At 71.7% G+C, this 14,749-nt stretch carries 10 protein-coding genes; 4 read left to right on the forward strand and 6 right to left on the reverse strand.

Going from position 1 to position 14,749, the window contains the following annotated elements:
* Positions 1-701 precede the first annotated feature (701 nt).
* On the forward strand, positions 702-2,135 hold the full coding sequence (locus V8J39_RS20795) for a lipopolysaccharide biosynthesis protein (RefSeq protein ID WP_336462890.1): 1,434 nt from the start codon (positions 702-704) through the stop codon (positions 2,133-2,135).
* 47 nt (positions 2,136-2,182) lie between these two features.
* On the opposite strand, the gene V8J39_RS20800 is transcribed toward V8J39_RS20795, so the two are convergent.
* On the reverse strand, positions 2,183-3,541 hold the full coding sequence (locus tag V8J39_RS20800; protein ID WP_336462891.1) for a polysaccharide biosynthesis/export family protein: 1,359 nt from the start codon (positions 3,539-3,541) through the stop codon (positions 2,183-2,185).
* A 605-nt stretch (positions 3,542-4,146) separates the two neighbouring features.
* Between V8J39_RS20800 and V8J39_RS20805 the strand changes: the two genes are divergently transcribed.
* Together V8J39_RS20805 and V8J39_RS20810 are read left to right on the forward strand one after the other, a co-directional pair.
* Complete coding sequence (locus tag V8J39_RS20805; protein WP_336462892.1) at positions 4,147-5,544, forward strand: phosphomannomutase; 1,398 nt, start codon at positions 4,147-4,149, stop codon at positions 5,542-5,544.
* A 288-nt stretch (positions 5,545-5,832) separates the two neighbouring features.
* Positions 5,833-7,233: a mannose-1-phosphate guanylyltransferase/mannose-6-phosphate isomerase gene (locus V8J39_RS20810; protein ID WP_336462893.1), complete on the forward strand. Its 1,401-nt coding sequence runs from the start codon at positions 5,833-5,835 to the stop codon at positions 7,231-7,233.
* A gap of 79 nt (positions 7,234-7,312) precedes the next feature.
* On the opposite strand, the gene V8J39_RS20815 is transcribed toward V8J39_RS20810, so the two are convergent.
* Positions 7,313-8,461: an acyltransferase family protein gene (locus tag V8J39_RS20815; RefSeq protein ID WP_336462894.1), complete on the reverse strand. Its 1,149-nt coding sequence runs from the start codon at positions 8,459-8,461 to the stop codon at positions 7,313-7,315.
* Positions 8,462-8,581: 120 nt separating this feature from the next.
* Positions 8,582-9,478: a glucose-1-phosphate thymidylyltransferase RfbA gene (gene rfbA, locus V8J39_RS20820; RefSeq protein ID WP_336462895.1), complete on the reverse strand. Its 897-nt coding sequence runs from the start codon at positions 9,476-9,478 to the stop codon at positions 8,582-8,584.
* A gap of 274 nt (positions 9,479-9,752) precedes the next feature.
* Between rfbA and V8J39_RS20825 the strand changes: the two genes are divergently transcribed.
* Complete coding sequence (locus V8J39_RS20825; RefSeq protein ID WP_336462896.1) at positions 9,753-10,352, forward strand: VanZ family protein; 600 nt, start codon at positions 9,753-9,755, stop codon at positions 10,350-10,352.
* A 58-nt stretch (positions 10,353-10,410) separates the two neighbouring features.
* Here V8J39_RS20825 and rfbD read toward each other — a convergent pair whose 3' ends face one another.
* The 3 genes from rfbD to V8J39_RS20840 form a co-directional block, all read right to left on the reverse strand.
* The gene (gene rfbD, locus V8J39_RS20830; RefSeq protein WP_336462897.1) at positions 10,411-11,295 is read right to left on the reverse strand and encodes a dTDP-4-dehydrorhamnose reductase; all 885 of its coding nucleotides are present in this window, start codon (positions 11,293-11,295) and stop codon (positions 10,411-10,413) included.
* Between the two features lie 211 nt (positions 11,296-11,506).
* Positions 11,507-12,781 carry an acyltransferase family protein gene (locus V8J39_RS20835; protein ID WP_336462898.1) on the reverse strand — a complete coding sequence of 425 codons (1,275 nt, stop codon included), beginning with the start codon at positions 12,779-12,781 and terminating at the stop codon, positions 11,507-11,509.
* A 276-nt stretch (positions 12,782-13,057) separates the two neighbouring features.
* On the reverse strand, positions 13,058-14,614 hold the full coding sequence (locus V8J39_RS20840; protein ID WP_336462899.1) for a hypothetical protein: 1,557 nt from the start codon (positions 14,612-14,614) through the stop codon (positions 13,058-13,060).
* Positions 14,615-14,749: the final 135 nt, after the last annotated feature.

A 14,749-nucleotide genomic window follows, 5' to 3' on the forward strand; every position in this document is an offset into this window, starting at 1 on the left:
GGAAAAATGTGTGTTCAAACTGTGGCACTGTGGCGTCGACAATGAGGCGAAATTCTGCCGATCGATCGCTGCGCCCATACTCACGCAGCTTGGGCGAGAAGTTTAATGTTTTTTAATGTTTGACGAACGGTTTCTGTGCGGGAATCATCGAAAAAGCAGCCTATAGTTGATTTGCTTGCATAAAATTCATATCGGCTATGATATCACGTCATGGCTCGTGCCGAATAATCAGGCAGATTGTTCGCAAACATCGGCGAAATCCCGCCCGAGCTCGCGCGCAGGGATGATTCGGGCCCCGCTCCCGGAGACAGTGTAGCGGGATGCACAGCCGCTGCCTGCCCCCGCGCCGGCGGCCATCGGCGGGTTTCCGTCGCCGCCTCGGCAAGCCTTCGCCGATTCCCGCCTGCCCCATTTCGCGGCGGCCGACCCCGCCCGGGGGCCGGGTGTGGCGCGCCGGTGCCACGCTCGCCGCCCGATCCGGGCCGCGGCCGATGCCGCGCTTGAACGCGGTCCCGGGGCCGGGTCTTCTCGGGGCAGCATCGCCGCGGTCGCGGCTGCGGGGCCGCGGCGCGGGAACGCGCGGGCCGGCCCCGGCGGCCGTCGCGGCAGGTAAGGGGTATCGGACCCGAGGCCGGGCCGCGCCATGGCGGGCGCCCGGGCCCGGGCCGCTGGCGGGATGGTGAACGGCGATGATGACTGGAATGCTCACCGGCAGGGCGCTCACCGGGGCGGTCTGGCTGGTGCTGTCGCGCTTCACCGGGCGGTTCATCGACCTCTTCACCCTGGTCGTGCTGGCCCGGATCCTGTCGCCGGCCGATTTCGGGCTGACGGCGCTGGCGATGACGCTGATCTCGACGCTCGACATGGTGCTCGAGGTGCCGATCATCCAGGCGCTGCTGCGCCGGCGCAGCTTCGACGACGAGGACCTGAACACCGGCTTCACCCTGGGGCTGATCCGCAGCCTGGTCTTCGTGCTGGTGATCCTGGCCGCGGCCTGGCCCTTCGCGCAGCTCTACGACGACGACCGGCTGCTGCCGCTGCTGATGGTGCTGTCGGTGGCGCCGTTCATGCGCGGGATCAGCAACCCCGCGATGGTGCGCTTCGCGCGCGACCTCAGCTTCCGGCAGACCTTCCTGACCGAGGTGGTGGGCAAGGTCACCGCCTTCGCCGTGGCGGTGATCATCGTGCTGTCGGGCGGCGGCTACTGGGCGATCGCGGCCAACACGGTGATGGCGGCGGTGGCGACGGTGGCGGGGACCTATGTCATCGTGCCCTACCGCCCGCGGCTGAGCCTGCGGCGCTTCCGGCAGTTCGCGGGCTTCGCGGGCTGGTTCAGCGTGGCCCAGGTCTGCGCGGCGCTGAACTGGCAGCTGGACCGGATCCTGCTCGGCCGCCATCTCGATGCCACCAGCTTCGGGCGCTATGCCATCGCCTCGGACCTGTCGGTCTTCCCGACCCAGAGCGTGGTCGGCCCGGCGATGCAGGCGGTGATGGCGGCCTTCTCGTCGATCAACACCGACCCGGCGCGGATGCGCACCGCCTTTCTCAAGGCCGCGCGCTTCGTGATGATGGTCTCGATCCCGGTCGGCGTCGGCATCGCCGTCACCGCCGACCTGGTGGTGCAGATCGTGCTGGGCGACAAGTGGCTGCCGGCGGCGCCGATCCTGCAGGTGCTCTCGCTCGCGGTGCTGCCGGTCGCCTACCACCAGGTCTTCGCCTCGTTCAGCCTGGCGCTGGACCGGCCGGCCTACCTGTTCCAGATCAGCGCCGCGGAATGCCTGCTGCGGCTGGCGGCGATCCCGGCCGGGCTGTGGCTGGCGGCGGTGCCGGGGGTGCTGGGAGCGCGGCTCGCGGTCGCGGTGGTGATGTTCGTGGTCTACATGGCCTATGTGCGCCGGCTGGGCGGCATCGGCCTGCGGGCGCAGCTGCGCAACCTGTGGCGGGTGGTGCTGGCGGCGGCGGCGATGGGGGCGGCGGTCACGCTGCTGCGCCCGGTCGTCGACCCGGTCCTGCCCGGGGCGATCCTCGATCTCGCGGTGCTCGCGCTGGCGGGGGCGGCGGTCTATGTCGCGGCGCTGCGCGCGCTGGGGATCGTGATCTCGCCGCGCAACCGCTTCGGGCTGCGCGACGGCTGACCCGCCCGGGGCGTTGGGGCCCGGGGCGCGCGGGTGGGGGGGCGGCGCTACTGGACCGGCGCGGCCTGGCTCATCTGCACCTGCAGCACGTCGCCGGGCTGCAGGCGGAAGTCGTCGCCCACCACCTGCTCGCTGCGCCCCGAGTCGCCGTTGCGCACCACCCGGTATTCCGGGGTGAAGCCGTCGAGATCGGCGCTGTCGAGCGTCTCGAGCGAGCGCGACATCGCGAGCGTCACCAGCGCCTGCGCGGTCTGCAGCTGCTGGCGGTTCGCCTCGAGCTGCTGGCGCGTCGTCACCAGGTTGTCGAGCGCCTGGGTGCGGTAGCGCGCGCGCAGGTCGATGATGTCGCGATCGGCCTGCTGCAGGCTCTGCTGGGCGCGCAGCGTGGCCAGCTGCACGTCGAGCTGGCTGCTCTGCACGTTCAGCTGCGAATTCTCGGCCGCCACCTGCCGGCTCTGCACCGTCAGCCCGCGCGTCAGCAGGTCGGCGCTGATCTTGGCCTCCTCGTCGTAAAGCTCCTGCTGGCGGTTCAGCGTGTCGGCCTTCTTGGCCAGCTGCTCGAGCTCCTGGCCCAGCAGCGCGCGGCCGTCCTCGATCGCCTTCGCCTCGGCGCGCAGCGCCTCGCGCCCGGCCTCGTAGCGCTCGGTCTCGTGGCGGATCGCGGTGGCGATGCGGGGGTCCTGGGCGGCGCGGGCGGCCAGTTCGGGCGGGAAGGACAGCGCGGCGGTGCCGCCCTCGCTCTCGGCGGCGAAGCGCACGAGCTGGGCCTGCAGCACGATCCCCGCCGCCTCGAGCGAGCGCACGTCGCCCCCCGCCGCGATCGCGTCGCGCTGGGTGCCCGAGACGTCGGGCGAGCGCACGAAGCCCTGCGCGGTGCTGAGCGCCTGCAGCACGGTCATGCCGGGCTGGAATTCGTAGCGGCCGGGCTGCTGGACCGAGCCCATGACATAGACCGGGCGGTAGGTGGTGACCTCGACGGTGGTGAACGGGGTCTCGGCCAGGTTGGCCACGTTCTGCAGCGCGGTGCTGATCGAGGCGGCGAGCGCGTCGGGCGTGGTGCCCGCCGCGGTCAGCTGGCCCACGATCGGCAGGAACACCGTGCCGTCGGCTCCGATCGAGAAGGTGTCGCTGAGCGGCGCCCAGGTGTAGATCTCGCCGGTGTTGCGCCGCAGCGAGTTCACCCGCACCGACAGCTGGTCCTGCGGTCCCAGCACATAGGCCGCCTCGGGCGCGGCGCGGGCCGGCTGACTCTGGCCCTGACTCTGGCCCTGACTTTGGGCCAGGGCACCGACCGGTGCCGTCGCGGCGGCAAGCCCGAGCGCGAGCGCCACAAGGCCGGAGCTGAGGCCGGCCGCGAGGCCGGGCCCCCGGCGTGACAGGTCGCACCGTTCTTCCGAAGACCGCATCGCGTCACATCCCGTGGTCAATGGTTTCAGCGTCAATGGTTTCAGCATCATGCCATGGGCCGGGCCCTGCGGCGAGTGTCCTGCGGGCGGCGTCGCCGCAGACGGGACCCGCAGGGCCCGAAGCTGTCCTGTCCTGGGCGGCTGGCCCTGGGGGCGGCGGGGAAGATTACGCAATGCCACTGGTCCGTCATGAAATAGCGAAAAGGTATCAAGCTCGTGTCGGTCCGTCTGCCGCAATGGCAGGGCCCGGCAGGGGCGGGAAAATCCCCGTCCCGATCATGCAGGCGCAACCGCCCGGCGCACAACCGGTGCCGTGCGGCGGCCGCGGCGAAAAGTCGATGGGCGGGCAATTGATTAATTGTTATGCATCTCCGGTGCCCGCCGGGCGCGACAGGGTCGCCACCCGTCCCCGGGGCGGCGAAATCCGCCATGGCCCGGCCCCGGCCCCGCCGCGGCATTTGACGCCCGGCCGGACCGGGACATTCTGGGGGCACGCGCGCCCGCCGCGGCCCCGCCCCGCCGCGGACCCGCCGCCACCGGCCGCGCCCCTTTTTTCAGACGGGCCCCCCGGGGCCGCCGCATTTCCAAGGACCGGAGATTTTTCGATGACCCTCACCTGTTTCAAGGCCTATGACATCCGCGGCCGGCTCGGCCATGACCTCGACGCCGGGCTGGCCTACCGGATCGGGCGCGGCTTCGCGCGGGTGCTCGGCGCGGGGGAGGGTGCGGGAGAGGGTGTGGGGGAAGGCGCGAGGATCGTGCTGGGCCGCGACATCCGCGCCTCGTCCGAGGAGCTGGCCGCGGCGGTGGCGCGGGGGCTGATGGACGAGGGGGCCGAGGTGCTGGACCTCGGGCTTTGCGGCACGGAAGAGATGTACTGGGCCGTGACCGAATTCGGCGCCGACGGCGGGATCGAGGTCACCGCCTCGCACAACCCGATGGATTACAACGGCATGAAGATGGTGCGCCGCGGCTCGGCCCCGCTCGATGCCGCGACCGGCCTCAGGGCGATCCACGACCTGGCCGAGGCGGACGACTTCGGCCCCGCCACCCCCGGCGGCCGGCTCACCGACATCGCGGCAAAGGCCCGCGCCGCCTATGTCGCGGGCGTGCTGCGCTTCGTCGATCTCGGCGCGCTCCGGCCGCTGAAGATCGTGGTCAATGCCGGCAACGGCGCCGCCGGCCCCACCTTCGACGCCATCGCCGGGGCGCTCGCGGCGGCGGGCGCGCCGCTCGAGTTCGTGCGCATCCACCATGATCCCGACGGCAGCTTCCCCAACGGCATCCCCAACCCGCTCCTGCCCGAGAACCGCCCCGCGACGGCCGATGCGGTGGTCGCGCATGGCGCGGACCTGGGCCTGGCCTGGGACGGCGATTTCGACCGCTGCTTCTTCTTCGACGCCAGGGGCGGCTTCATCGACGGCGAGTACATCGTGGGCCTGCTGGCCGAGGTGTTCCTGGCCAAGGAGCCCGGCGCGCGGATCGTGCACGACCCGCGCATCATCTGGAACACGCAGGACCTGGTGACGGCGGCGGGCGGCACCGCGATCCAGTCGAAGACGGGCCATGCCTTCATCAAGCAGGCCCTGCGCGACCACGACGCGGTCTATGGCGGCGAGATGTCGGCGCATCACTACTTCCGCGACTTCGTCTGCTGCGACTCGGGCATGGTGCCGTGGCTGCTGGTGGTCGAGCTGATGGGCCGGCGCGGGGGGCCGCTCGCCGGGCTGGTGGCCGAGCGGCAGGCGGCCTTCCCCTCGTCGGGCGAGATCAACTTCCACCTCGACGATCCCAAGGCCGCGATCGCGCGGGTGACCGGGGCCTATGCGGGCGCCGCCCGCGACGAGACCGACGGCATCGGGCTCAGCTTCGCCGACTGGCGCTTCAACCTGCGGTCCTCGAACACCGAGCCGGTGGTGCGGCTCAATGTCGAATCCCGCGGCGATGCCGGGCTCGTCGCCGCCAAGGTGGCCGAGATCCGGGCGCTTCTGGGCGCGGAGTGAGCGCGGAGGAGTGGGGGGGCGGCACGTCGGGCCCGCCAGCCAAGGCGCGCCCCGGAGGCACTGCGGGGCTGCCGTGGCCCTTCGCGGCCCCGCGGATGCGCGAAGCTGTGGACGCAGGCGCGATTTTAAGGTCTCCTTCACGTTGTGCCGTGCGCGGCCCCTCCGGGGGCATCCGGGCGCGCGGTGCCGGCGCTTTTTCGCCGCCCTTCCGCCGTCCCCCGCGACCATTTCAGGCGGGGGACATGCGCCGCCATGGTCCTTTTGAAACAGCAAAGCGATAGTCGTCCCATGATCACGCCCGTCATTCTCTGCGGGGGCTCCGGCACCCGGCTCTGGCCGCTCTCGCGCAAGGCCTATCCCAAGCAGTTCCTGCCCCTCACCGGCAGCGAGACCCTGTTCCAGGGCACGCTGCGCCGGCTCTCGGGCGAGGGCTTCGACGCGCCGCTGGTGCTGACGGGCGAGGATTTCCGCTTCATCGCCACCGACCAGGCCCAGGCGATCGGGCTCGACGATGCGAAGGTGGTGATCGAGCCGAGCCCCCGCGACACCGCGGCCGCGGTGCTGACCGCGGCGCTGATGCACGAGGACCGGCCCGAGCAGATGCTGCTGGTCGCGCCTTCGGACCACGTGATCGGCGATCCCGACAGCTTCCGCGCCGCGGTGCGCGCCGGCGCGCTGGCCGCGGCCGAGGGCAGCCTCGTGACCTTCGGCATCGCGCCGACCCGCCCCGAGACCGGCTATGGCTATCTGGAACTGGCCGAGCCCGCCGCGCTCGGCCGGCCGGTGCCGCTGGAAAGCTTCCGCGAGAAGCCCGATGCCGCCACCGCGGCCGAATTCCTGGCGGCCGGGCGCTACCTGTGGAACGCGGGCATCTTCCTTGCCCGCGCGGGCGACCTGATCGCCGCCTTCGAGCGCCACGCCCCCGAGCTGGTGGCCCCGGTGCGATCGGCCATCTCCGGCGGCGTCGAGGATCTGGGCTTCCTCAGGCTCGAGACCAAGCAATGGGGCCGCGCGCCCTCGATCTCGTTCGACTACGCGGTGATGGAGAAGGCCGCGAACGTGGCCGCGGTGCCGGTCGACTGCGGCTGGAACGACCTTGGCAGCTGGGACGCGCTGATCGAGCCGGGGCAGGACGTGACCACCCATGGCGCGGTCACCGCGATCGACGTCACCGGCAGCTACCTGCGCTCGGAGGAGCCGGGGGTGCACATGGTCGGCCTCGGGCTCAAGGACGTGGTCGCGGTCGCGACCCGCGACGCGGTGCTGATCGCCGACCGCTCGCGGCTGCAGGAGGTCAAGACCGCGGTCGCGCTGCTGAAGCAGGCCGGCGCGCCGCAGGCCGAGGACTATCCCCGCTTCCACCGGCCCTGGGGCTGGTACGAGACGCTGTGCCTGGGCACCCGGTTCCAGGTGAAGCGGATCATGGTGAAGTCGGGCGGCATCCTGTCGCTGCAGTCGCACATGCACCGCTCCGAGCACTGGATCGTGGTCGCGGGCACCGCCGAGGTGACGATCGGCGACCAGGTGCAGCTGGTGACGGAAAACCAGTCGGTCTACATCCCGCTGGGCGAGAAGCACCGGATGGCCAACCCCGGCAAGGTGCCGATGTACCTCATCGAGGTGCAGACCGGCGCCTATGTCGGCGAGGACGACATCGTGCGCTACGAGGACATCTATCACCGCGCCTGAGCGGGTCGCCGTCGCCGGATCGCCCTGCCGGGCCATCCGGCCGGCGTGATGGCCTGGTCGGGCCCGGGCCGGATCGCGGTCAGCTGGGGGGGGCGGGGCCCGGCGGGGGCCCGGCTGCCGCCCAGCTGCGCAGCCCGGCGACGGCGCGCGCCCGCAGCCGTTCGCAGGGGCGGTCGACGAGCAGGTAGAAGGCCAGGCCGGCAAGCAGGCCGGCGGCCGCCGCCAGCGGCTTGAAACCGGGCATCGCCGCCAGCGGCGTGTCGCGCAGCACCACGAACAGCGCGAAATGGACCAGGTACAGGGAATAGGAATAGTTCCCCAGATGCCGGTCTAACCTGCCCGAGCGTCGCTGGAGGTTGCGCAGCAGGAAGGGGGCGAGCAGAAGCGTCCAGAGCATGCCGAACAGCTCCACCGGGATCGGATCGGGGCGGCCCTTGTAGAGCAGCGGCTGCAGCGACGGCATCGCCCATGTGCCAAGCCCCGCGGCCAGGAACAGTGCGACAGAGGCCGCCCCGACCGCCGGCGGACAAAGCCGCAGCAGCCCGGCGCGCCAGCGCCACAGCGCGCCGCCGCACAGGAACGGGATGGCGAAGGCCGCCACCGTCACGATCCCCATCGCCTGCAGCTGCAGGCCCGCCCAGAACAGGGCCGGAGACAGGACGCCCAGCCAGGCCGGGTGGCGGCGCAGGGCCCAGCAGAGCGGGGGCGCCAGCAGGTAGAACTGCAGCTCGATGTCGAGCGACCACGATATGCTCAGCAGATCCTGCCCATGCGTCGCCAGCCCCAGCAGAAACAGCCCCCGGTGATCGCGCGGCAGGGCATGCCCCGACCAGGCGAACAGCAGCGCCACCAGCAGCCAGGCGGCCGCGAATGGCAGGAAGATCCGCAATCCGCGCGATGCCCAGAAGATCGTCAGCGCCTGGGGCCCCGCGCGAAATTCCCTGCGAAGATCTTCGTGAATCGCGGCGACCCAGTAGCCCGACAGCATGAAGAAGACCATCACCGCGGGCAGGCCGACATCCAGCGCGCTGAGATGGGACACCACGACCGCCAGCGCCAGAAGGACGCGAAACGCTCCGGGGCCGGGGCTCCACCGATCCGATATGGCGCGAATTCCCGTCTCCCAATCCGCAGCATGGCCTCGCGGTCCCGCTCCGGCGGCCGCTTCGGCCGGCCGGATCGGGACACGCGGACATCTGATCCCGGAATCCCGCTGCGGGAAACACAAATGTCACGCCGGCCGATCGCCCGCAGGTCCCGGGGCCGCCTGCCGCGCGGATCTCTCCGCCGCAGGCGGCCGCCCGGTCACTCGCCGTCCGTCACTCGCTGTCCGTCACTCGCGGCCCGGTCACTCCCTGAGCAGCCCCGCGAGATAGCGGCCGTAGTCGCTCTTGCCGAAGGTCTTGGCATGGGCGGCCAGCTGGTCGCGGTCGATCCAGCCCTGGTTGAAGGCGATCTCCTCGGGGCAGCCCGACTGCATGCCCTGGCGCAGCGACAGCGTGCGCACGAAGTTGCCCGCGTCCAGCAGCGAGCCGTGGGTGCCGGTGTCGAGCCAGGCATAGCCGCGCCCCATCCGCTCGACCGAGAGGCTGCCCTCGTGCAGGTACATCTCGAGCAGCGTGGTGATCTCCAGCTCGCCGCGGGGGCTGGGCGTGACCTGCTTGGCCCGCTCGGTCGCGCTGCCGTCGAGGAAATAGAGCCCGGTGACGGCATAGTTCGAGGGCGGCACCTCGGGCTTCTCGATGATCTGCTGCGCGCGGCCCTCCCTGTCGAAGGAGACGACGCCGTAGCGCTCGGGATCGGCGACATGGTAGCCGAAGACGGTGCCGCCCTCGGGCTTGGCATCGGCCGCGGCCAGCATCTCGGGCAGGCCGTGGCCGAAGAACAGGTTGTCGCCCAGCACCATGGCCGAGGGCGCGCCGGCGAGGAAATCCTCGGCCAGCAGGTAGGCCTGCGCCAGCCCGTCGGGCGAGGGCTGGACGATGAAGGTGAAGGACATGCCCCACTGGCTGCCGTCGCCCAGCAGCCGGACGAACTGGGCCTGGTCGTCGGGGGTGGTGATGATCGCCACCTCGCGGATGCCCGCGAGCATCAGCACCGAGATCGGGTAGTAGATCATCGGCTTGTCGTAGATCGGCATCAGCTGCTTCGACACGCCCATGGTGATCGGGTAGAGCCGGGTGCCCGAGCCCCCGGCGAGGATGATGCCCTTGCGCCCGCTGGGCGGGCTGGCGGTGGTGGTCATGCGCTGTGCGTCCTTCGATCGTGTGTCCCGGATGACCCGCCCGGCGCGGGGCGCGCGGTCACGTTCGGGTCAGGCGGGCGTGGGGCGCGCGGCGAGAGCTTGCCGCGCGGGTTGTCGCATTGCAGCATTGTCCGGAAAGCGGAAAATGCAAGGCCGGGGCGACTGGAAACCGACCTTGACCCGCGGCGTTGGCCTTTTGCTGCCTTGCGGCGAGACGAAAGACGAGACGGGGATCGATGGACCTTTCGATGCGGATGCCTTGCGGGGCGCGGCGATGAGCCTGGGCTTCCTTGTGTCCTACCTGGGCGGGGCGGCGGTCTGGACCGCGGTCTGGGTGGCGGTGATCTGGGCGGGGTGGCGGCTTTGGGCGCGGCTCGCGGGCGGACCCGCGCCGGTCCCCGCCCGCGAGCTGCCGGTGCTGGTCAGTCTGGGTTTCTTCCTGATGCTGACCCAGTATCCCTTCCCCGACCGGGCGACGATGATCTGCCCGGTCCCGGGGGTGCGGGCCGAGGTGATGCCGTTCAACACGGTGCCGCAGCTGATGGGCATCTACGGCCGCTGGGGCTGGGAAGGGGTCTTCGACAGCACGCTCATTCCGGCGGCGGTGATGAACGTGGTCTTCTGCCTGTTCATCGGCGCGGCCCTGGTCTGGCAGGGACGGCTGTCGGACCGGGCGATCCTGCTGTTCGGCGCCGGGCTGACGCTCGCGGTCGAGACGACGCAGCTGACCGGGATCTGGGGGCTCTACCCCTGCGCCTACCGCCAGTTCGACACCGATGACCTGATCACCAACTTCCTCGGCGTGGCACTGGGACTGCGCCTGGCGCGGTCCCGCGGCTGGGGTCGGCCCCGTCTGGGCCAGCCCGCCGAGTGAGCCGGCGGGCCTGAGCCCCGTGAACCTCCTGAGCCTCCCGCCGGCCGTTAGCCTGCCGTCAGCCGGGCACGGCGACCCCGAGATCGGCGAGCACTGCCTCGAGGCCCGCGCGCCAGTCGGGGCGGGGGATGCCAAAGGCGGCCTCGGTCGCGCTGCAGTCCATCCGGCTGTTGGGCGGCCGCACCGCCGGGGTCGGATAGGCCGAGGTCGGAATGTCCTCGACGCTGGTCGTGCGGCCCGCACGGGCGAGGATCTCGCGCGCGAAGTCGGCCCAGCTCACGTCCGGCGCCCCCGAGAAGTGGTAGGTGCCGCTCTTCGAGGGATCGGCGACCAGCGCCCCCGCGATCGCCTGCACCGCCGCCGCGATCGCCGCCGCGGGCGTCGGGCCGCCGATCTGGTCGGCGACCACGGTGAGTTTGTCGCGGGTCTCGGACAGGCGCAGCATGGTCTTGACGAAATTCGCGCCATGGGCCGAGAACACCCAGGAGGTGCGCAGGATCGCATGGGTGCCCCCCGCCGCCGCCACCGCCCGCTCGCCGGCAAGCTTGGTGCGCCCGTAGGCGCCCAGCGGCCCGGTCGCATCCCCCGGCGCCCAGGGCCGGGTGCCCGAACCCTCGAAGACATAGTCGGTCGAGATGTGCACGAAGGGCAGGCCAAGCTCTGCCGCCGCCCGCGCGAGCGCGCCGGGGGTGGTCGCGTTGACCAGCGTCGCGGCCTCCTCCTCGGCTTCGGCGCGGTCGACGGCGGTCCAGGCGGCGGCGTTGATCACCGCGGTCAGCGGCGTCTCGGCATGGGTGGCGCGCAGGGCCGCGACGCAGGCCTCGGGGTCGGAGAAGTCGGCGCGGTCGCGACCGAGCTGCACGAGGCCGGACTGCACGAGGTCGGGCAGGCGGGCGAGTTCGCGGGCGACCTGGCCGGTCTGGCCGAAGACGAGATAGGTCATGAGGATCCTTGGCTGGTGGCGGGGCCGGGGACCGGACCTGGGCACCGGGCCTGGGGACCGGGGCCGGGACAGGGGACCGGGGAGATGATCCCAGAAAGCGTCGATCCGCGGCCGAAGGCAAGCCCCGGGTCATCATCCGGGGGCGGTGCCCCGGTGTAACCGCGCCGTGCCGGCGTCCTGCCGCGGGGCCTGGTCCCGGGGGGTTCCCGTCTCAGGCCGTGATCGTGGGCCCGACCGCGGGTGGCGCCGCGGAGGGCGCCGCGGCCGGGGCGGGTGCTGGCCCCTGGGCCGGCGCGGCGCCCGGCAGGACAGCAGAGACAGGGCTGAAGGCGGGGCTGAAGGCGGGGCCGGACAGGGGCGCCGCCACCGGGGCGGGTGTGGACTTGCCGTTCAGCATCAGCCGCAGCAGCGGCACCCGGCGCACCAGTCCCAGGTGCAGCCCCAGCGTCGCGACACTGCTCGCCGCCGCGATGGTCCAGAAGGCCGCGGCCCCCAGCGGCAGCCCGGCCGAGAGCCAGAGCCAGCCGAGGCTGAAGATCACCAGGTAATGCAGCAGATAGACGGTGTAGATCCCGTCCGACAGCGCCCGGGTCAGGGGCGTGCTGCGGTCGAGGAACCGCGCGAACAGCGCCAGCAGCGCGAAGCTGATCGCGCAGCGCATCGTCGCGGTCGCCACCAGGCCAAGCAGCGCGCCGGCCGGCCCCGGCGGATGCAGCCACAGATGCGCGCCGATCGCGGCCGCGGCCAGCGCCATCAGCGCGGGATCGACGCGGTGGCAGGCGGACCAGAGCGCGGGCGCGCGCCACAGCAGCATGCCCAGCAGGTAATAGGGCCAGTAGCCGAGCGTGGCCCGCAGCAGCCAGGCTTCGGTGAAGGGCCCGCCAAGCGCCTTCGCCGCGACCTGGATCGCCAGCACGGTCGCGACCAGCCCCAGCGTCAGCGCCACCGGCACCGCCGCGCCGCCGCGCCAGGCCGCCAGCCGGGCCAGCGCGCGGCTGGCCGCCAGCCGGCGCAGCGGCCCGGCGGCGAGCGGCGCGGCCAGCACGTAGCAGACCAGCGAGACGAGGAACCACAGGTGCAGGTGCCAGACCATCGGCCCGCGCGCGGGGCTCTCTCCGGTCAGCGCGGCGATCACCTCGGGCCAGCCGGCGGGGCCGGGGTTGTGCACGCGGTAGACCAGCCAGAGCGTGACCGGGTTGAGCAGCAGCAGGCAGCTGACCAGCGGCAGCACCAGCGCCTGCAGGCGCTGGTCGAGGAACACCGCGACCGGCCTGCGGTCGAGCAGCATCATCCCGAAATAGCCCGACACCAGGAAGAAGGTCGCCATCCGGAACCAGTCCGAGACCTCGGCGAAGGCCTCGAGCCGGCCGAACTCGCCAAGCGCCGAGGTATGGACGAAGATCCCCAGCGCCATGCAGGCGACGCGCAGATTGTCGATATGGGCAAGCCGCCCGGACGTGCCCTGGTGATGTGCCGACCCTGTCATGAAACCCTCCCCGGTTGAGGAAAGGTTTCGGGATCATGGTTAAGGAAGGATTACCGTGACAGGGTACGGGCACTTTCCCGTGCGTTCGGGGACGCCGGGGGAGACCTTGTCGGTGCGCTCGACAACGGCAAAGCGCTTGGCCTGGGTGTCGAGCCTATGGTCCGCGAGCGGCTGGCAGATTGGGATCAGCAATCTTCGGTCCGGTGATCCGCAGGCCGGAAGTATGGGGTTGTGGCGGGGTCGCCGCATCGCCGCTCCTTGGGTGTCCATACGCCGTTAGGGCTTGGACGCATTCTGATACAGCGCCCAGCCCGCGCCGGAGGCCGCGACCCGGGTGCCGTCGGGGACGGGCGCGGTGTCGGGATCGCAGGCCACGACGCTGTCGAACCCGGCACCGAGCAGCGCGGGCAGCTGCGTCGCGAGCGGCGCGCCGGGGGCGGCCTGGGCGCCCGCTGCCGTGGCCAGCGGCCCGGCCAGGCGCAGCGGCTGCTGGGTCGGGTTGGCGAAGGTCGGCACCGCCGTGCCGTTGCGCAGCTGCAGCAGGTAGAGCAGCGGCTTGCACGCGCGCGACGCGTCGCGGGCCCGCGTCTCGCCCGGGAAGGCGGCCGCGGCCATCGCCCCGGTGTCGATCTTGCCGCTTTGCGCCAGGAAGTCGCGATAGACCGTCCCCGCCTGCGCCAGCGCCCAGACCACCAGCAGCAGGTGCAGCGGGAACAGGGCCATCAGCGGCCGGTCGGTTCCCGCGCCCCGTTCCGCACCCCGTCCCGCGACCGGTCGCGGCGACAGCCCGGCCACCAGCACTGCCAGGAACAGCAGCGGCATCCGCTCGTCCAGATGGCCGACCCCGAACAGGTTCGGCGGCATCAGCCCGATCAGCACGAAGCACAGCGCCGCCGCCGGCCAGATCCGCCGGTCGACGCCGATCCTGCCGCGGACGAGCGCGGCCCCGAGCAGGCCCCAGAGCACCAGGCCGAAGGCCCGGTCCGGCCAGGGCCCGAGCGAGGTCTCGACCACGCGCAGCACGGAATCGACGCGCTTGAGCAGCTCCTCGACCAGCCGCAGCACAAGGCCGCTGCCACCGCCCTCGGCCGCGATCCCCGCCAGGTTCTGCAGCGCGCCGGTCGCCCCGCCCTCGCCCTCGGCGGTCTGCATCTGGGTGAAGAGCAGCACCGGGATCACCGCGAGCAGCAGCAGCCGGCCGGCGCGCCGCGCAAGGTCGAGCGGGCGCAGGCGGCCCGCCTGCAGCGCGAGCCCGAGCTCGGCCGCGCCGAGCAGCAGCCCCCAGAGCGCGAAGACCAGCCCGTGGATGAACAGCACGAGGATGCCGACCGGCACCATCACCGCCAGCTGCAGCCGCGGCCGGTCGGCGCGCGAGATCCACCAGCCGAGCGAGCCCAGCGCGATGCCGAAGCCCAGCAGGAAGTTCGCGAAGCCCCAGAACAGGATCAGATTGTAGCCCAGAAGCCCCGCCAGCAGCGCCGCGATCGGCTCGACCCGGCCGTTGAGCGCGCGCGACAGCGCCATGCAGCCCAGAACCGGAGCGGTGATCACGATCGCGGCCAGCACCTTGGCCCCGACCAGCGGCGGCAGCGCCAGCATCAGCGCGGTGCCCAGCACGTCCATGCCGAGGTTGGGCAGCAGCGCCCAGTGCGGCTGATAGTGGGTGGCGAAGGCGTCGGGATGGGCCAGCACGTTGTAGCGCACGATATGGGCGTAGAAGTCGATGCTGGGCAGGGCCGGCGTCAGCAGCAGCGGCAGCAGGTTCAGCAGCACCACCGCGCCGGGCAGCAGGCGCTCGAGCGAGAGGGGACGGGAGACGGTCGAGCTCATCATCGTGCGGTGCTCCTGAAAACCCAGAACTTGTTCAAGAAATAACTCGCCACCGGCACCAGCACGAGCCCCGAGACGAAGCCCGCCTGATAGGGCAGCCCCAGCACCCGGGTGCAGAGCGCCATGATCGCCATGTTG

Origin of the sequence: Frigidibacter sp. MR17.24 (genome assembly GCF_037095655.1) — a bacterium.
GTDB lineage: Bacteria > Pseudomonadota > Alphaproteobacteria > Rhodobacterales > Rhodobacteraceae > Frigidibacter.

Coding starts and splice junctions, on each gene's coding strand:
- V8J39_RS20835 (WP_336462898.1), bottom strand. CDS start 12,781: ATGACAGGGTCGGCACATCACCAGGGCACGTCCGGGCGGCTTGCCCAT.
- V8J39_RS20825 (WP_336462896.1), top strand. CDS start 9,753: ATGAGCCTGGGCTTCCTTGTGTCCTACCTGGGCGGGGCGGCGGTCTGG.
- rfbA (WP_336462895.1), bottom strand. CDS start 9,478: ATGACCACCACCGCCAGCCCGCCCAGCGGGCGCAAGGGCATCATCCTC.
- V8J39_RS20805 (WP_336462892.1), top strand. CDS start 4,147: ATGACCCTCACCTGTTTCAAGGCCTATGACATCCGCGGCCGGCTCGGC.
- V8J39_RS20800 (WP_336462891.1), bottom strand. CDS start 3,541: ATGCGGTCTTCGGAAGAACGGTGCGACCTGTCACGCCGGGGGCCCGGC.
- V8J39_RS20840 (WP_336462899.1), bottom strand. CDS start 14,614: ATGATGAGCTCGACCGTCTCCCGTCCCCTCTCGCTCGAGCGCCTGCTG.
- rfbD (WP_336462897.1), bottom strand. CDS start 11,295: ATGACCTATCTCGTCTTCGGCCAGACCGGCCAGGTCGCCCGCGAACTC.
- V8J39_RS20795 (WP_336462890.1), top strand. CDS start 702: ATGCTCACCGGCAGGGCGCTCACCGGGGCGGTCTGGCTGGTGCTGTCG.
- V8J39_RS20810 (WP_336462893.1), top strand. CDS start 5,833: ATGATCACGCCCGTCATTCTCTGCGGGGGCTCCGGCACCCGGCTCTGG.